Here is a 19033-nt window from a genome sequence, read left to right on the forward strand (position 1 = left end):
TTATGAAAAATTTTTTAGACGATAATTTTCTGCTTCAAACTCGCACCGCCCAAGAGTTATATCACAATTACTCGAAAGCGATGCCAATTATTGATTATCACAACCATTTGATTCCTGAGCAAATTGCCAATAATACGCAATTTGAAAATATTACACAGGTATGGTTGAATGGCGATCACTACAAATGGCGCGCTATGCGTACCAATGGTGTGAATGAAAAGTATATTACAGGTGATGCCTCAGATAAAGATAAATTCTTGAAATGGGCTGAAACCGTTCCTTATACCATGCGTAATCCATTGTATCATTGGACACATCTGGAATTGCAACGTTATTTTGGAATTGAAGATTTATTAGGTCCTAAGACAGCAGAAAGTATTTGGGAGAAGACCAAAGAAAAATTAGCAACTCCAAATTATTCGGTACGTGGATTATTGAAGATGATGAATGTGGAGGTTGTTTGTACTACAGACGACCCAATCGATAGTTTAGAATATCATCAGCAATTTGCTCAACAGAACGAAACATTCAAAATGCTTCCTGCATTTCGTCCGGATAAAGCGATGAATTCGGATGATGTTCAGGCATTAAATGGTTATATCAATCAATTGGAGCAGGTTGTAAATAAATCTATAGGCACCCTGCAAGAATATTTGGATGCTTTGAAATCAAGACATGATTTCTTTGCAGCAAATGGCTGTTCAGTTTCGGATCACGGACTCGAACAAATTTATGCTGAAGATTATACAGAAGAAGAAATTGCGCAAATTTTCAATAAAATAAGATTAAATCAAGAAATTACTTACCTAGAGAACCTAAAATTCAAATCCGCAATGCTTGTGTATTTTGCGCATTGGGATCATGAAAAAGGTTGGGTACAGCAATATCATTTAGGGGCATTACGTAATAATAATGCGCGTATGCTTCGTGTAAATGGTCCAGATACAGGTTATGATTCTATAGGCGATTTTAGTCAAGCAAGGGCGTTGTCCAAATTTTTGAATAGACTAGACAACCAAGATAAATTAACAAAGACTATTTTGTACAACCTAAATCCTGCAGATAATGAATTAATGGCCACCATGATTGGTAATTTCAATGACGGTTCAGTTGCTGGTAAAGTGCAATTCGGTTCTGCTTGGTGGTTTTTGGATCAAAAAGACGGCATGACAAAACAAATCAATACGCTCTCAAATATGGGGCTTTTGAGCCGTATGGTAGGTATGCTGACAGATTCTCGCTCATTCCTATCTTTTCCTAGACATGAGTACTTTAGACGTTTATTATGCGATATTTTCGGTCAAGATATTGAAAATGGAGAGCTTCCTAACGACATCGAGTGGATTGGTAAGTTGGTTAAGGATATTAGCTATTATAATGCGAAAGAATATTTTAAATTTTAATTTTTCGATACGGAATAATACGATTTAGTAATAGAGAGTTACATTAAATGGGGTAGGTGTGACGAATCTAATTCATTGCGCCTGCTTTTACTTTTCAAAAAATTTAGGTATACTTACCTAAATTACCTTATTATGTCTTTCCAAAAATATACCTTAAAAGATATTGCTAAAGCGCTTAATTTATCTACTTCTACCGTTTCTAGAGCGTTAAGAGATAGTTATGAAATTAGTGAAGAGACGAAGAAAAAGGTGCTGTCCTATGCGCAAAAGATAAACTTTCAAGTAAATCCCATTGCACGTAGTCTAAAAGAAAGACGAAGTAATACTATTGGTGTAATTGTTAGCGAAATCTCCAACAATTTTTTTTCTCAAGTAATTGAAGGTATTGAATCTGTGGCATATGATAGAAACTATCAGGTTGTAATTACGCAATCACATGAGAATAATAAGCGCGAAAAACTGTTGGTTGAACATTTATTCAAACGTTCCATTGATGGTTTATTGATGACGCTTTCAGCAGAATCAAATGAAACTGAATATTTAGAAGATTTAGTTAAAAGTGGATTTCCTTTAGTTTTTTTTGATCGTGTACCTGAAACTTTTGATGCACATAAAGTCATTGCCGACAATAAAAAAGGCGGGGTAGAAGCTGTAGAATATCTAGTAAGAAAGGGTTGCAGAAGAATAGCGCATATCACAGGGAATCATAATCTTTCGACCAATAGAGAACGACTAGATGGATTCAAAAAGGGACTAAAAGCCAATGGTTTTCCTTTTGAAGAAGAATCTGTGAGGTATTGCCCGCATGGTGGAGCAGATGCAGGTGAGATGGAGAGAGCAGTGCAAGAACTTGAGTCCTATGGTTACGACGGAATTTTTATTTCGGGAGATAGATTAACAACGGGATATTTACAAGCATTAAATAGATTGGGAGGTTTGGAAAATAAAAAGCATAGAATCGTAGGATTTACAAACTCTAAAGTATTCGAAATTTTTAATCCACCTATTGCAGCTATAAAACAACCCGCAATCGAGATGGGTGAAAAAGCTGCTAAATTGCTTATTGCACAGATTGAAGCAAAGTATCCCATGGAAGAATATGAAACCATTATGCTTCCAATTGAGATGGCCAGCAAATAATTGGCATTAATATTGATTGTTATGGAATGTTATAAAGAAACTTAAAATATGGGAATGGGCACACGTTAGCGTGTGCCTTTTTGTTATAATTGTTTTTAACCATTAGAAAATGAGATTATTTTGGATTTTTTGAATAATCAAATATGATTATTTCAATTTATTATAAATTAATAGAGAGGTTGAAATCAATTTTTCCAACCTCTCTAAAACGCGTTATTTGTATTTAAATTAATACCCCATCACATCAACTTCTGCTAAATGTGTGTAATTTTGGCCACCAAAAGAGTCCTTTAGATCTAGCTTGATTTTTTTCAAATATTGGGGGGTAATTTCGAATATTTGCATTTCGTCATTGAACTGTTGCATAACTTGATTGGAAACTAATGTTATCCAAGTCGTACCATCTTGGCTTCCTAAGATATCAAAAGTTTTAAAGCCTGTAGAATTCGCTTGCCTTTTGGTAATTCCTATTTTAGTAGCATATATTTCTTCCCCAAAGTCAATCTCAGCCCAATGAGGATAGTTTGGTGATCCACTACCATATGGAGTATGCCAAAACGTATTTATATTGCCGTCTATTATTGCTCCAGGTATACCAATTGATTCTCCTGTGTGAATTGTTGAAACTTTTGCCGTCCACTTAGTTTTAGGTTTTAGTCTTTCAACAACTGCTGCATAATAAAAAATAGTGCTATTGCCCTCCCTAAATTTATAACCTTGATTATTACTCGCTGTAAGAGCAAGCATATATTCCTTTGTTAGGTCAAATTTTTCAGGTTTATACGTTAAAGTTATAAATTCAGAGCTGGTCGTTCCTGACTTAATATCTGTGCTGGATATGTCAAGCGAAAACGCATCAGCAGGAAAAGGCAGTAGTGGTTGTAGACCTCTGTTTTGTCTAATTTTATTTAAGCTATCTAATGCTTTTTGATCTTGTGAAATTGTAATCTTCAAATCTTCAGCAGGGTAACCGACACCACCATAATTTACTCTGAATACATCTTTTCGTTCCTCAACTTGAGGAAACAAAATTAAATCTTGTTGACCGTTTGCTGCCTTCTGTACACTTAACCACGCTTGCTCACGCGTATCATTTAATTGGTCATATGTCGGAACGCTTTCTTTGCACGAAAACAAAGCGGTGAAACTTACATAGATGATAAATAATGATTTATTTAATTTTTTCATGATTTTTAAATTAATAACCAGGAATTTGGACTAAAGCTTTGTTTCGATCAATTTCCATTTGATGCCAAGGCATAAAATAATTTTTATCGTTCCAGTCCGCTCTTTCTACAGCAACGACACGTTGATGAAATGCAGGGTCGCTTAGATGTGTCCCCTTTGACATATCCATACCTGTGATGGTTCCTCCTTGATAATAGCCCTCTTGATCTGCTACTTTCCATCGCCTAACATCAAAATATCTCTTACCCTCAAAACATAATTCGATACGACGCTCCATTCTTATGTGCTCGCGCATCTGAGCTTGAGATAAACCAGAGGCTAAAGACGGTAATCCTGCTCGGTTACGTATCTTATTAAGGTAAATTAATATATCTGGATTATTTGGCTCTGCCTCATTCAATGCTTCCGCATAATTTAAGTAAAGCTCAGATAGTCTGATTAACATAGCAACCCTATTTGTAGTAGTAGATGGATTAAATCCATATCCTGGATGAATATTTTTTCTAGCAGTGTAACCAGTCTTTGGCCAGTCACGAGGAGCGCCATTTTTTCCTGAATTTCCTGTTGAATAATATTCTACGCGATTCATACCAGATTTTGCAACACCTGGGATTTTGGATCCATTGAAGGTAATATATGCATAAAAGCGAGGCTCCCTATTGGTGTACATTGTATTTGTGCCAGATACGTAATAATCTGTATTTGCATTTACGTATGTGTTTTCATTATAAGTTGCACTCTGACTTATCGTACTACCATCGGCCATTCTAAAATCATCAACTAATTCTTGTGGTACTGCTAAACCATTATATGGTGTACCTACAACAGCCCTTGGCGAAGCATGTCTCTCCCACTGTTCTCTTTGAGTACTTGGCCTTATCCATATTCCCTCTTTTTGATAACCATCCCAGAATAAATCTCGTGTAGAAAGAAATCCTGTTTCAAAAGTACTGTTGCCATTTCTCACAAATAAATCTTTACCATTAGCCAATGCTAAATCAATAGCAACCTTTGCTTGTGTTGCTGCAGCTTTCCATTTACTAGCGTCGTATGATTGATTAATTAATTGTTTACCATCAAGATTTTTCCAATTGGCTAAATCTGTATTCCCATTATACAATGGACTAGCATGAAATAGTGTAATTTCAGATTTTAATGCCTCAGCTACCATTTTATTTATACGTCCTAATTGAGAGCCATCAGGTGTAGAGGTGTTTTGCTGGTAATGTTCTACTGGCAAATCAATTAATGCTTCGTTAATTAAGTCGAGTACAAACGTTACACACTCATCCCAAGAGCTTCTTGGAATTTGATAATTATCAGCACCTGCTTCATCTACATTCATGGGTAGCAACACTGCAGGTCCATGCATTTTCATTACTAACCAATAATAATAGGCGCGTAAGAATTTTGCTTCAGCTTTATACTGCTTTACTATGGTAGGACCATTTTCAGTTATTAATAATTCATCACATTTATCAACATTATCAATAAAAATCTGGCATTGCCTTATTTTATTATAATAATCTACATATGAGGTGTTTACATTGTCGGCAGAAAGTGCGCCTGAATTTTGTGCGAATTCTTGCCAGTTTGAAATATCCATCTCATCTGTAATTGATGAAAAGTAAAAAGCATACGGTTGATCCCAAATGTCAGGAATACGTGCATATAGTCCTCCCCAATAATTCTCAGTTTGCGCACGATTTGAAAAAATAGTTTCAATATTTAATAAATTGTCTGGTTGGGCATCAAAAAATTTATCGTTACAGCTATTATGTGTTATTGTAGCAATCCCCAACAGTAAGGCAAACGTTATTTTTTTATAATTAAATTTCATAGTAATCTTATTTAAAGTTCAATCTTAATCCGACATTGTATACCCTTGTTATTGGATATGCAGTTCCCCTTCCGTCACCCAACTCTGGATCCCAAAAGTCCCATCGAGAAATGGTAAATAAGTTAGTTCCATTTGCATAAATTCGCATCTTTGCAACACCCACGCGAGATAACCATGATTTATTTTCAAAGTTATAGCCAAATTCTGCCTGTTTAAGACGTATAAAATCAGATCTTTTTAGCCACCAGGTGCTTGTATAGTAGTTTGTAGTCACAGTTTCGTTTGTGGATAATCTTGGGTAAAGAGTTTTTTTGTCCGGATTATTTGAATCCCAACGATCCAACAAATTAGTATACATATTACCGAAAGTCGCACCTTGGGAAAAAGGCGTAACCGCGTGTCCACTTGAATAGTTCAAATCAACCATTCCGGATCCCTGGAAAAATAGACTTAAGTCAAAACCCTTGTAACCTCCTCCAAGCGTGATACCATAGGTTAATAATGGTGTAGATCCATATCCAATAGCTGTCTGATCGTTCGAATTAATAATACCATCACCATTTAAATCTTTATATCGAATATCTCCTACACGAACATCTCCAGCTTGTGTTGCTGAATTTGCAATCTCTTCTTCTGACTTAAATAGGCCTTGATCAATATATCCGAATCGTTGTGAAATGCGGTGTCCTTCACGATCTAAGTATGGAAATGCCCAAGGCGGTTTGTTGTCCATTACAACCGTGTTTGTGTTGTAATTCATTGTTCCACGTGCCATAAAGAATCCATTGGACATATGTTTATTGTATTCCAAAGTAAGATCAACACCCTTATTTGCTGTTTCACCAATATTTTTGTAGGGAATATTTCCTGCGTTGAATCCAGAAACAAATGGAATGTTATCTCCAGGCATTAGAATACCTTTTCGGTCTTCTTTAAACAGTTCTGCAATAACTTGTAGATTATTATTGAAAGCATTAAACTCAACTCCAACATTATGTCTATATGATGTTTCCCATGTTACATCACCACGTAATAGGGATTCTATATATCCTGTATACCCTCTTTGTGAACCAGGAGTACCAAAATTATAAGAACCACCTGACTGACTGTATCGAGTTAAGTATAGAAAACGATCAGAGGTATTAGAATTTCCGGAAGTACCGTAAGAATATCTTAATTTTAAATGTTGGATATAATCTTTTGCGGATTCAAAGAACCTTTCATTAGAAACAACCCAGCCAAGTCCTAAGGAAGAAAACAAACCAAATCGATTATTTGGTGTGAAGTTGTCCGAGCCAGAATAAGAGAAGTTGCTTTCAAATAGATATTTTCTGTTGTAAGCATATGTGGCTCTTCCTACCAGATTTCGATTTCGGTAAGGTATAGCAGCTTGGTATGAGTTAACACCTGAACCCGCGTCTGAATAGTCTGACTGGTTGAAAAGTAATAAGCCACCAACATCGTGTAAGCCAAATTCACGATTGTAATTTAATGATGCCTCTGCATACAGTCTTCTTGTTGATGACCTATTTAAACTAAAGCTCAAGTCAGGAGATCCTGTTCCGGTGTTGGTTAATATTAGATTCCCTTCCGTATCTCTTCCTTCGGCAAAATAGGAAGGTAAATTTCTACTTCTAGTAAGTATTGTTTGGCCAAAAACATCAAATGCAAATAGACCACTTGTGCTTAGACCATTGGTTATCATATCAAGATTTTGAGTAAGCCTTAGATTGGATCGTACGACATTATCATATCTATTGTTAATACCAGATTGTGTTAATGCTTTATAAGGATTTTCTGAAGCCCCTCTAACAAAAGACCATGATCCGTCAGAATATTGCACAGGAATAATATGTGGGGATGCCTCAGTAGCTAGCGCAAAAATGCTGTTTCTACCACGTGCAGGTTCGTTGTAATTTTTCAAATAGCCATTTAATCCAAAATCAAGTTTTGTCCTTGGTGTGATGTTTACAGTCAAATTACTTGTAAAATTAAATCTATCCTCTTTTAACGCAGAGTTATAGGTGTCAATATCTTCTGTTTTGAATTGACCGGTCTCATTGTAATAGCCTAAAGATAAATAGTAATTGGCTACATCAGCTCCGCCAGTTATATTTACATTTAAGCGGTTGTTGGTCGCGTTATCATTGAAAAGAACCTCATACCAATTCACATTAGGATATAAATCTGGATCTTCTCCTGTTCTATGTTTTTCTATTCTTTCCTCATTATAAAACGCATTTTTACCACGCATAGTGAGACCCTCATTAAATAATTCCATAAAAGTAGGACCATCTACGAATTCAGGTAAATAGGTAAATCCAGTTATCCCTTGTTGTACTTCTGCGGATATTGATGGTTTGCCAGCTTTACCTTTACGTGTATTGATAATGATTACACCGTTAGCTCCTCTAGTACCGTATACTGCTGTTGCTGTTGCATCTTTTAGTATTGTGAAACTCTCAATATCTTCGGGATCAATGTTGTTAATATCTCGATCTGGAACACCATCAACTATGAGTAAAGGAGTTTGTGGAGAACTAGCAAAAGTTGCTACACCACGTACAAATAGGTTAGCACCATCACTTCCTGGTCCTCCGCTGCGTTGTGTTGCTACTACACCTGCCAGACGTCCCGCTATTGCTGTAGACAAATTGGCAACGGGCACTTTTAATTCAGCACGTTTGATTGTAGATTGTGAACCAACATTACTCTCTTTTTTTTGCGTTCCAAATCCTACTACAACCACTTCGTCTATTCCTTGAGAATCTTCAGTCAGGGTTACACTTATATTATTCTGAATTCCATCAAGTGGAACTTCAACTGGGGTATAGCCCACCAGTTTAAAAACTAGGATGGATTTTGCTTCGACTTCGACAACGAATCGACCATTAATGTCAGTTGAGGTTAATGCATTTTTTTGATCTTTTAGGGAGATTGATACACCTTGCAATATGATTCCACTAACATCTTTAACAGTACCTGTGTAAATCTTACTTTGTTGGAACAATATGCTGGCTGATCGACCTACTGTCTCGGAATCGATTGCATGAGCAATAATAGTATTACATAATAATACAGCTATTACTGAGCATCTACGAAATTGAGGAGAGCGCATGACATTCCTCTTCCATGGGGTTTTGATAGGTTTACTTTTTTTCATAAGATAGTTTATAATTTGGGTGCAATTATTGTGGGATAATAATTACACATAAAGTAATATTACGAAGATATTTTTAAACTACGACAATTGATTACATGTTTTTTAAAAAAATAATGTAATAGTGTGTTTAATTTTTGTGGTGATATCTGTTTTAAACAAAATCTATAGGCATTCATATTTAAGTTATCTTTACAATTGGTAAATAAAATTATTGACATGAGAATATTCTGGATTTTTATCTTTTTAATACTATCTAATATTAGTTATGCACAGCAAGTGAAAAAATCCAATTGGATAGTTGGACCTTCATTAGGGTATCAATATCAAGAGAAAAGTTTTTTAAAGGCTTCCTTCTGGGGATTAACAGATATAGGATATGCTAATTATATAAGGTTTGATGCTGGGGCGAACTTAACTTTCGAGCATAAAAAAGCGTATTTAATTCCCGAACTGGGCATTACGTACTATTTAAGTGCAAAGGGAGTTTGGCCTTTTATCAAAACTGAAATTACTCCTTATACTATATCTCCAAAAGTCGGTGTTGGCTTATTCAATATCGTTGAGGTCGGTGCAGGATATGGTTTTGAATTAAAGCAAAAGGATAATCTTCCACCTATCAAAGGCTTTAATTTCAGTTTGGGATTGAATCTTCCGTTGAATTATCATTTGTATTAGTCTTAATTTTTCTGAATGACTACATTTGCTTGCAAATTGAACCTATGATGAATTCATTTAGACATCTACATCAGCCAACAGGTCGTATCATTGCCATGGACCAGAGGGAATACTTATTTTTTGGCGGCACTGCATATTTAGGCTTATTGGTAAATCCCGAATACCAACTCTTGGTAAATGAAGGAATACAACTGTATGGATTAAATAATGGGACTTCTCGATCTAATAACGTACAATTAGGAATATATGATGAGGCAGAAGCTGTCTTGGCTACCCGATTTGGATATGCTGATGCGGCTTTATTTTCTAGTGGATATTTGGCTGCACAAGCGACAGTCAAAAGCTTGGCTTTGAATGGAAAAATCTATTATGCTCCAAATTCTCATCCTGCATTATGGATTGCGGACAAGCCAAATGTGTTGGCGGATGATTTTAATGAATGGATTACTTTAGTCGTAAAGGAGATTAATGATTCATCCGAAGAAAACTTTGTGATAATTGCAAATGCAATAGACAATCTGAAACCAGAGTTATACGATTTCACTCCTCTAAAAAATATTGAGCTGTCTAAGAAAGTTATATTAATTTTAGATGATTCGCATGGTTTAGGAGTTGTTAATAAAGATTCAATTTCGGCTAATATCTCCGCTTTGTCGACCTTTACGCATATTAATGTGGTCGTAGTGGCTTCTTTGGCTAAAGGATTGGGAACCGATGCGGGGTTGGTCTTAGGCGATAAGGAAGTAATTGCTAAAATAAAACAATCTCCAATTTTTATGGGGGCTTCGCCAAGTAGTCCGGCTTTTATCTATGCTTTAGTAAAGGGGGAAAATATTTATAAGGAAGCTTTCGATAAACTCCACAAGAATCTAGCGTTTTTTGCTTCTATCGTTAAGCCTTCCTGGGGTATTAATTATGTTGCAACTTTCCCTGTTTTTACCTCCACTAACTCAAATTTATACCGCCATTTGTGTCAGAATGATATACTTATTTCAAGTTTTCCTTACCCATTACCTACAAGTCCATTGTTAAATAGAATCGTTATTTCGGCACTACACAGTGAAAATGATATACAAAAGCTAACAGAGGTTTTACAGAGTCATGTTTAATAAAAGTTTGAAAATCAACTAAATAATTGTAGATTTGCAGACTATTTTGAATATGGTAGAGATAGGTGATATGCTTAAACGTTTGATTATGAAAAAAATATGTTTGATAAATACTTCAAAATATTTTTAAACATCATGAAAAAACGATAATTTTGCATCCCCAAATGTGGGTAGTGGAGAAATAAATTATTACAGATTATTAGATATGACTAAAGCAGAAATTATTGCAGAAATCTCTACCAAGACTGGTTTAGAGAAGGTTGATGTACAAGAAACGGTTGAAGCGTTCTTCAAGGTTGTGAAAAATGCGATGATTGAAGGTGAGAACGTGTATGTTAGAGGTTTTGGGAGTTTCGTGGTAAAGAAAAGAGCAGAGAAAACTGCACGTAATATATCAAAAAACACAGCTATTATTATTCCTGAGCACTTCGTGCCTAGTTTTAAACCTGCAAAAGTTTTTGTAGAAAAAGTAAAAAATGGTAATAAAGTAAAAAAATAATTTAATTTCGCTTTATGCTTAATACCAAACAAATTGTTGTAGTCGTAATCGTGGTGGTGATGATAGGTGCCTTGTTAGCGCAGCCTATTAAGGGTTTGGTAGATAAGCAAGAGCAAAACACTACTGCAGCTACCGATGAATCATCTTCAATGTATACATTGAAAAGTGTTTCTGAACTAGCTAAACAAGGAATCAATGCCGCTATCGCTGAAGAAATTTCGGCTTTAGAAGGCCAAGTAGAGAAAGCAGAGGGAGAAGAGAAAGTTTCTTTGTTGCAGTCATTAGCTTCTAAGTGGGAGGATTTGGCCAAACCTATTCCGCAAGGTTTCATCTACAAAGAGATGGCTGAGGTGAAACCAAAATTGGACTATTGGGTGAAGTCGGGTGATGCTTTTCGAGAGGGATATACCAATCAACAAGATACTGCTTTAGCATCTGCGTTGAACAAATTGGCTATAGAATCTTATCAGAAAGCAGTGGATTTGGATGCCAACAATTTAGCGGCTAAGACTGGTCTTGGTGCTTCATTGGTAACAGGTTCTAATAATCCGATGGCAGGTATTGCTTTATTACGTGAAGTGGTGCAGGCCGATCCGAAAAACTTAGATGCTAATAAAACATTAGGTTTGTTTTCAATGCAGTCTGGACAGTTTGATCGTGCGATTGACCGTTTTAAGACCGTCATAGAAATAAAGGCTGACGCTGAATCGTATTTCTATTTAGCTACAGCTTACGAAAAAATTGGTCAAAAGTCAGAAGCTATCGCTGCTTATACAAAGAGCAAAGAGTTAGCTGCTGATCCGACCCTATCTCAATACATTGATCGTCAGATAGAAGAATTGAGTAAATAATAATTAACAGAATTTTTTAACATTATTTAAAAACATTAAAGCTATGCCAAGCGGAAAAAAAAGAAAAAGACACAAAATGGCTACTCACAAGCGTAAAAAACGTTTAAGAAAAAATAGACACAAGAAAAAATAGTTCTTGTTGGTAGTCTTCTAAGATTTATTCAATCCCAAAAAGACATTATACAATCTATGAAAAACTTCGGTTATATTCATAGATTGTATTTTTTCATTAAACAAGTTTTTATGTTTCATAGGGAGTTAATATTGATGCGCGAGGTGTCAATATCCCAAAATTTGAGTAGCTGTTGGTAAAGGAATTAATTATCGATTCGACTCCTGAGAATGGAGTGACTATTGCTTTACTACAGGACAAGCAACTTGTAGAACTAAATAAAGAGCAGGCTGGCAGTCATTTTTCGGTTGGAGATATTTATCTTGGCCGTATCAAGAAAATTATGCCAGGATTGAATGCAGCATTCGTAGATGTAGGCTACGACAAAGATGCTTTTTTGCATTATCTTGATTTAGGACCTCAAGTGCAATCCTTACTTAAGCTAACGCGAGTAGTAAAGAATGGCAGTTATCAAGAGAATCTGCTGAATAGTCTGAAACTTGAAAAGGATATCGATAAAGCCGGCAAAATATCGGACGTACTTAACCGTAATGTTCTAATACCGGTACAGATAGCAAAGGAGCCAATATCAACAAAAGGACCTCGATTGAGCTCCGATCTGTCTATTGCAGGTAGATTTGTGGTATTAGTACCTTTTTCAAGTTCGGTTTCCATTTCCAAAAAAATCAAAGCTAGTGCCGAGCGTACACGTCTTAAAAAGATTGTGGAGAGTATTAAACCAGCAAATTTTGGTGTTATTATTCGTACCGTATCGGAAGGTAAAGGAGTTGAAGAACTTCAAAAAGACCTTTTAGACTTGATTGCGAAATGGGAATTATTTACCAAACGCCTTAAAAATGTAGAACCTCCTCAAAAGATTTTAGGGGAGATGGATAGAGCTTCTACCATTCTACGAGATATTTTGACGGATGAGTTTACACATATTCATGTCAATGACTCTTCTATATATGAGGAAGTAAAATCATATGTACAGGAGATCTCACCGGAATTGGAAAAAATAGTCAAATTGTATAAACACAAAGAACCTATTTTTGACCATTTTGGCGTTGAAAAACAAATTAAGGCGTCTTTCGGCAAAACGGTTAATTTACAGGGGGGTGCATACCTTGTTATCGAGCATACAGAAGCTTTGCACGTCATCGATGTAAATAGTGGTAACCGAATTGCTAGTAAAGAAAATCAGGAAGATAATGCGCTCTTAGTAAACAAAGAAGCAGCACGAGAAATCGCTCGTCAACTGCGTTTACGCGATATGGGTGGTATTGTGGTCATCGATTTTATTGATATGCACAAGCCGCAAAATCGTAAAGATCTGTATACTTACCTGAAAGAATGTATGGGCGAGGATAGAGCTCGTCATACGATATTGCCGCCAAGTAAATTTGGTTTGGTACAAATCACACGTCAGCGTGTGCGTCCAGAAATGAGCGTCGTGACTAACGAAAAATGTCCGGCTTGTGATGGTACGGGAGAAATAAGATCAAGTATTGTATTACTTGACGATATAGAGAATAACTTAAGTTTTATCCTAGAGGAACAAAACGAAAAAGGAGTAACATTGTGTGTACATCCTTACATAGGCGCCTACATTACGTCTGGATTGATTTCTCGTAGATTGACATGGTTCTTTAAATACGGTAAATGGATTAAGGTGAAATCTATTCAATCCTATTACTTGACAGAATTTCATTTCTTCAATCAGAAAGATGAAGAGATTAAGTTATAAGATGAAAGAAATTGAAAAAGCTCCGTAGATTCTACGGAGCTTTTTTTATGATCTTAGAGAAATTATCCTCCAAATTCCATTAAGTAAGATTTCAAAAATTCATCCAAATCTCCATCTAATACCGCTTGGGTGTTTGATGTTTCGGTTCCTGTTCTTAAATCCTTAATCAATTTATATGGATGTAAGACGTAGTTGCGGATTTGCGATCCCCATTCAATTTTCTTCTTAGAACCTTCAATAGCAGCAGAAGCCTCTTCGCGTTTACGCATTTCAATTTCGTACAATTGTGACTTCAGCAAACGCATTGCATTTTCTTTATTTTGCAATTGCGAACGGGATTCCTGGTTTTTGATAATGATTCCAGACGGTTTATGGTGTAGGCGTACAGCTGTTTCCACTTTGTTTACGTTCTGACCTCCTGCTCCACCAGCACGAAATGTATCCCATTCAATTTCTGAATCTTTCACCTCAATCTCGATATTATCATCCACCAAAGGATAAACATATACCGAAGCAAAAGAGGTGTGACGTTTTGCATTGGAATCAAATGGTGAGATACGTACTAAACGGTGGACCCCGTTTTCACCTTTCAAATAACCGTAAGCAAAATCTCCCGAAAACTGTAGTGTTACGGTTTTGATACCGGCTACATCACCTTCTTGGTAATCCTGTTCGGTTACTTTACAACCGTGTTTTTCGCCCCACATAATGTACATACGCATCAACATCGAGGCCCAGTCGCAGGATTCGGTACCGCCTGCACCTGCTGTGATTTGTAAGATTGCATCTAGCTGATCTTCTTCAGCACTAAGCATATTCTTAAACTCTAGTTCTTCGACTTCCGTTAGAGCCAATTGATATTGCTCTTCGGCATCTTGTTCACTAGCGTCACCAGATTGGAAAAATTCATACATAACAGCTACATCATCAACAGTAGCAGCTACTCTATCGAAGTGATCCGTCCAGATTTTTAAGTTTTTAATTCCATGTAATATTTTCTCTGCTTCTTTTGGAGCATCCCAGAAATTGGATTGAAGCGTGATTTGAGTATCTTTTTCTATCTCTGCCTTCTTCGCATCAATGTCAAAGATGCCTCCTTAGGGACGTTACTCTATCCCTCAAGTCTTGAATTTGTTCTTTGGTCATGTTTCAAAGGTAGTAAGTATAATGCTAAATTAGAAATTCAACCTTTTTGCTGTATATTTGTTACTAAATTATTGTCAAATAAAAACTTAAACATGTTGCCCAATATAGATTTTACGAAAACTTCCTCTTATAAATATCTTGTAGATCACTACATCACCTTAAATGAAAAGACTTTAAAAGAATTATTTGCCGAAGACCCTGCGCGATTCGAAAAATTCTCCATCACATTCAATGATATTTTACTAGATTATTCTAAAAATAGAATAAACGAACAAACTATAGCTTTACTTATCCAATTGGCGAAAGAATGTAAGTTAGATGAGGCGATAAAAGCCATGTTTGATGGAGAAAAAATCAACGTAACCGAAGGCAGACAAGTTTTGCATACCGCTTTACGTAACCAGTCTGATAGACCTGTTATAGTGGAAGGTGAAGATGTAATGCTTAAAGTTCATGCCGTATTAGCACATATGAAAGAATTCGTAAATCAAATCGTTTCTGGAGAATGGAAAGGTTTTACGGGTAAAGAAATATCGGATGTTGTTAATATTGGTATCGGTGGCTCGGACTTAGGTCCTGTAATGGTTACGGAAGCATTGAAACCTTATAAAACAAGTTTAAATCTTCATTTCGTATCCAATGTAGATGGTACACATATCGCGGAAACTTTGAAAAAAGTTAATCCTGAGACTACATTGTTTTTAATTGCATCTAAGACCTTTACAACGCAGGAAACTATGGCTAACGCACAGTCTGCGAAAGATTGGTTTTTGCAATCAGGTGCTGTAGAAGCTGATGTAGCAAAACATTTCGTAGCATTGAGTACCAACGAAAAGGGAGTTTCGGCTTTTGGTATCGATACTAAAAATATGTTCGAGTTTTGGGATTGGGTAGGAGGTCGATATTCTTTATGGTCAGCTATTGGTCTTTCTATCGCTTTAGGCATTGGATACGATAATTTTGAAGAATTATTAAAAGGTGCATACGAGGCAGATGAACATTTCCGTACTACGGAATTTGAAGAAAATATCCCGGTTATTTTAGCCTTATTAGGAATCTGGTATAATAATTTCTTTGAGGCTGAGAGTCATGCTATTTTGCCTTACGACCAATATTTGCACCGTTTCGCCGCGTATTTCCAACAAGGAGATATGGAAAGTAATGGAAAATACATAGATCGTAATGGAAACCGTATCGAGTACCAAACTGGTCCAATTATCTGGGGTGAGCCTGGCACAAATGGTCAACATGCGTTTTACCAATTGATTCACCAAGGAACAAAATTAATTCCTTGTGACTTTATTGCGCCAGCTATCTCGCATAATCAGATTGGTAATCACCATCAATTGTTGCTATCCAACTTCTTTGCTCAAACGGAAGCCTTAATGAACGGCAAAACCGAAGAAGAAGTTATAGCTGAATTCGAAAAAGCGGGGAAATCTAAAGAAGAAATTGAGAAACTTAAAAATTATAAAATATTCGAAGGAAATAGACCGACAAATTCTATTCTTTTGAAGCAAGTTACTCCTAAATCTTTAGGTACTTTAGTTGCCTTGTATGAACATAAGATTTTTGTTCAAGGTATAATATGGAATATTTACAGTTTCGACCAATGGGGAGTAGAGTTGGGTAAGCAATTAGCTTCTAAGATTTTTCCAGAATTAAGTGGTGCAGAAAAAGTGGCATCACATGATAGCTCAACAAATGGATTGATCAATCAATATAAATCTTGGAGATAAGATATTAAAATTTAATAAGAGGTGAATAGAATAATTATTCGACACTTTCTTCAAAAGTTTGTAAATAAGAAAAATGTGGAGTTCGTAAATGATTGGATTCCACATTTTTATTTTCATAATTTTATTATTTTGACGGGGCAAAGAATAATTATTAAACAACAAATAGTTTGTAAGGATTTTTTAAAACGTTTCCGACATGTAAAAATTCTTTAGAAAGTTACAAGGTCGAGCAGTCTCTTAGGTGCTAGAAGGAGAATTAGATGGTTATTTAGGCTATGATAAACCTGCTCGTATTGAAGATAGGAACACACACCAGTAAAAAGGTCAGAGGAGATCAAGGTGATATTGAAATTCAAGTTCCTAGAGACCATTAAGGGAGCTTCAATCCTATACTTATTTAAATAACTCAAAAGCTATTGCAAACCTTAGTAGTTCAGTGGATGATTTGCAGTTTATTTTTTTTATTAAATTCCGGCGATGTGTTGATACGGTAAATTGCGAGATATAAAGGGTCTCTGCAATTTCATTGGTGGACATTCCATGTGCAAGTAAGCTCAAAATTTGTTTTTCCCGAGTTGTTAATAGAGCGAACTTTCTATAATTATTTCCTATATATCCTTCTAAATTTAAAGTTTTATTTACTCGATTTATTAAGTTATTAAATCCAATTACTGGAGAGGATATAACTATGAGTTTTTTATTATTTGGATAAATGGTATCTACATGTATTAATTTACAGACTGTAAAAAACCATTCTGGATCTTCGTTACCGGGACGCTTTACCCGTTGAAAAAAGTTGTATTGACTATCTATTTGATCAAATGCAATGTATTTTGAAATATCTTGAAGGTAATCTTTAATTTCTTCAATAAAAAAGTACCGATTATAATATTCTTCTCCTAATTCATTAATTTCTTGAGCAGTTGTTTGTAAGTATCTACAGCCCCAATCATTCATGTAACTACATTTTACTACTTTATTATCTTCTATATCATGAATCATTAATGAGGCTGGAATTTTATTTGCAATATCTTTTATATGTAGCGAGTTATTTTTTAATGCTTCGCTTAATTCATGGAGTGTATGATCGGTGTTGCTCATAAGTTATTTAAGAAATCTAATTGGTATTCCTAATATAAGACTTTTGGTTAAAATATTCCTTCAAAAGCAATATTTTATTGCAATTTGTGAATGTATCTGAACATGAAATAATAAATATGTATTTATTATACAATAGATTTTTACACAGCCTGAGGAGAGCAAAAGGTAATATAAAAAAAAACTAATTAATTGCTTTATAATCAATTCAAAAGGGAAGATAGTTTTTAATTTAGAAGAAGGTACAAAGCAAAATTGGGTGACCTAAAAGGTCTCCCAATTTAATATATAGCATATTATGTTTTTTGCTTATTTATGAATTGTGGTATCATAAAGTTTTATTCCTTGATGATTGATAACTTTTGCACTAATGCATTTATCATCTATTGCAAAATACATAAAACCATAATCCGAAGCTGCAAATTTTGTTATCTCCAGACCTGCTTTGACGGGAGTGGCTTCTGATCCCGAGCCCGAAACAAACTGATGAAAATTCATATTCTCAACTTTTATATGCTGTAGTGAATGATCATGTCCTGAAAGATAAACATCTACTTTATTTTTCTGCAGCACCACTTCTAAAACTTTTCTTACAGCCAAGGTATCGTAGTTGTTGGTTCGAGGCCCAACCGTATAAATTGGATGGTGTCCCACTACGATTTTCCATTTTATATTGGGATCTTGAGTGGATAGCAATTTGTCTAACCATTCTAATTGTTTCTCGGGATACTGACCTGCAACATGTGGGCCGTATTCACTGTTTTTATAAAATTCAGGTATCATAGGATTTGTGTCTATAAATGCTATCAACACCTTTCCTTTACCTTTAAGATTAAAAGTTTTGCTGTAATATCGAGCAGGCATTTTCCAGCGTCTACTGATTTTAGTATACCGAACCTGAGCGTCAGGGTCAGATTTATAATCATGATTACCCAAAATTGGATACCAATCCCATTGTAAAGCAAAATCAGTATAGACGTTTTCAAAGGAATAATGCCAAAGAGGGTCGTGTTCACTAATGACACCACTTGGATAAAAATTATCTCCAGTAGACACAATAAAATCATTGGGATGATTGGTGACCCAATCGCCCATTTGTTTGGCTACCTGTAACTGATGGTCAGCGCCATTACGGCCCCAATCGCCTATTGCAACGAAATTAAGTAAACCTTCCTGCTCTAAATTAGATCTTGCATCAATGTCTTTACTGTCTATATTAGTTATGTGATGTGATAATGATAAATTGGCAAGGGCAGAAGTTGCTATACCTGTCCCTATAGTTGTACTAATGGTGTTTTTCAGAAATTGTCGTCTCTTCATATT

General features: G+C 35.6%; 14 protein-coding genes. 8 read left to right on the plus strand and 6 right to left on the minus strand.

Annotation, left to right across the window (positions count from 1 at the left end; genetic code table 11):
* Positions 1-2 precede the first annotated feature (2 nt).
* Entirely contained in the window at positions 3-1403 is a 1401-nt protein-coding gene (gene uxaC / locus G5B32_RS09340; protein WP_165291280.1) for a glucuronate isomerase, read from the plus strand.
* Positions 1404-1535: 132 nt separating this feature from the next.
* Positions 1536-2543, plus strand: coding sequence for a LacI family DNA-binding transcriptional regulator (locus tag G5B32_RS09345; RefSeq protein WP_165291281.1), 1008 nt, complete (start codon positions 1536-1538; stop codon positions 2541-2543).
* Positions 2544-2771: 228 nt separating this feature from the next.
* On the opposite strand, the gene G5B32_RS09350 is transcribed toward G5B32_RS09345, so the two are convergent.
* Genes G5B32_RS09350 through G5B32_RS09360 form a run of 3 tightly spaced genes read right to left on the minus strand, consistent with a single transcriptional unit; the run spans position 2772 to position 8734 of the window.
* Positions 2772-3731: a discoidin domain-containing protein gene (locus tag G5B32_RS09350; protein ID WP_165291282.1), complete on the minus strand. Its 960-nt coding sequence runs from the start codon at positions 3729-3731 to the stop codon at positions 2772-2774.
* A gap of 10 nt (positions 3732-3741) precedes the next feature.
* Positions 3742-5571, minus strand: coding sequence for a RagB/SusD family nutrient uptake outer membrane protein (locus G5B32_RS09355; protein ID WP_165291283.1), 1830 nt, complete (start codon positions 5569-5571; stop codon positions 3742-3744).
* Positions 5572-5578: 7 nt separating this feature from the next.
* On the minus strand, positions 5579-8734 hold the full coding sequence (locus G5B32_RS09360) for a SusC/RagA family TonB-linked outer membrane protein (RefSeq protein ID WP_165291284.1): 3156 nt from the start codon (positions 8732-8734) through the stop codon (positions 5579-5581).
* 216 nt (positions 8735-8950) lie between these two features.
* On the opposite strand from G5B32_RS09360, the gene G5B32_RS09365 reads away from it, so the two are divergent.
* The 5 genes from G5B32_RS09365 to G5B32_RS09385 all read left to right on the plus strand — a co-directional run bounded on the left by G5B32_RS09365 (position 8951) and on the right by G5B32_RS09385 (position 13727).
* On the plus strand, positions 8951-9409 hold the full coding sequence (locus tag G5B32_RS09365; protein WP_165291285.1) for a hypothetical protein: 459 nt from the start codon (positions 8951-8953) through the stop codon (positions 9407-9409).
* A 44-nt stretch (positions 9410-9453) separates the two neighbouring features.
* Entirely contained in the window at positions 9454-10518 is a 1065-nt protein-coding gene (locus G5B32_RS09370; RefSeq protein ID WP_240899040.1) for an aminotransferase class I/II-fold pyridoxal phosphate-dependent enzyme, read from the plus strand.
* A gap of 205 nt (positions 10519-10723) precedes the next feature.
* Complete coding sequence (locus G5B32_RS09375) at positions 10724-11017, plus strand: HU family DNA-binding protein (RefSeq protein WP_132777778.1); 294 nt, start codon at positions 10724-10726, stop codon at positions 11015-11017.
* 14 nt (positions 11018-11031) lie between these two features.
* Complete coding sequence (locus G5B32_RS09380) at positions 11032-11868, plus strand: tetratricopeptide repeat protein (RefSeq protein WP_165291286.1); 837 nt, start codon at positions 11032-11034, stop codon at positions 11866-11868.
* A 305-nt stretch (positions 11869-12173) separates the two neighbouring features.
* Positions 12174-13727, plus strand: a complete 1554-nt coding sequence (locus G5B32_RS09385) for an Rne/Rng family ribonuclease (protein WP_165291287.1) — start codon at positions 12174-12176, stop codon at positions 13725-13727.
* Positions 13728-13789: 62 nt separating this feature from the next.
* Here the strand turns inward: G5B32_RS09385 and prfB are convergent.
* Positions 13790-14873, minus strand: a protein-coding gene (prfB, locus tag G5B32_RS09390; RefSeq protein WP_165291288.1) for a peptide chain release factor 2 whose coding sequence is annotated in 2 segments (ribosomal slippage) — positions 13790-14812 and positions 14814-14873 — 1083 coding nt in all. Because the reading frame shifts where the segments join, the coding sequence is not laid out codon by codon here.
* Positions 14874-14965: 92 nt separating this feature from the next.
* On the opposite strand from prfB, the gene pgi reads away from it, so the two are divergent.
* Complete coding sequence (pgi, locus tag G5B32_RS09395) at positions 14966-16612, plus strand: glucose-6-phosphate isomerase (protein WP_165291289.1); 1647 nt, start codon at positions 14966-14968, stop codon at positions 16610-16612.
* Between the two features lie 393 nt (positions 16613-17005).
* Here the strand turns inward: pgi and G5B32_RS09400 are convergent, their stop codons facing one another.
* Together G5B32_RS09400 and G5B32_RS09405 are read right to left on the minus strand one after the other, a co-directional pair.
* A complete protein-coding gene (locus G5B32_RS09400; protein ID WP_165291290.1) occupies positions 17006-17713 on the minus strand; it encodes a LuxR C-terminal-related transcriptional regulator in 708 nt (235 codons plus the stop codon).
* 306 nt (positions 17714-18019) lie between these two features.
* Positions 18020-19030 carry a metallophosphoesterase gene (locus G5B32_RS09405; RefSeq protein WP_165291291.1) on the minus strand — a complete coding sequence of 337 codons (1011 nt, stop codon included), beginning with the start codon at positions 19028-19030 and terminating at the stop codon, positions 18020-18022.
* Positions 19031-19033: the final 3 nt, after the last annotated feature.

This window comes from Sphingobacterium sp. SGL-16 (assembly GCF_011043515.1).
Lineage (GTDB): Bacteria > Bacteroidota > Bacteroidia > Sphingobacteriales > Sphingobacteriaceae > Sphingobacterium > Sphingobacterium litopenaei.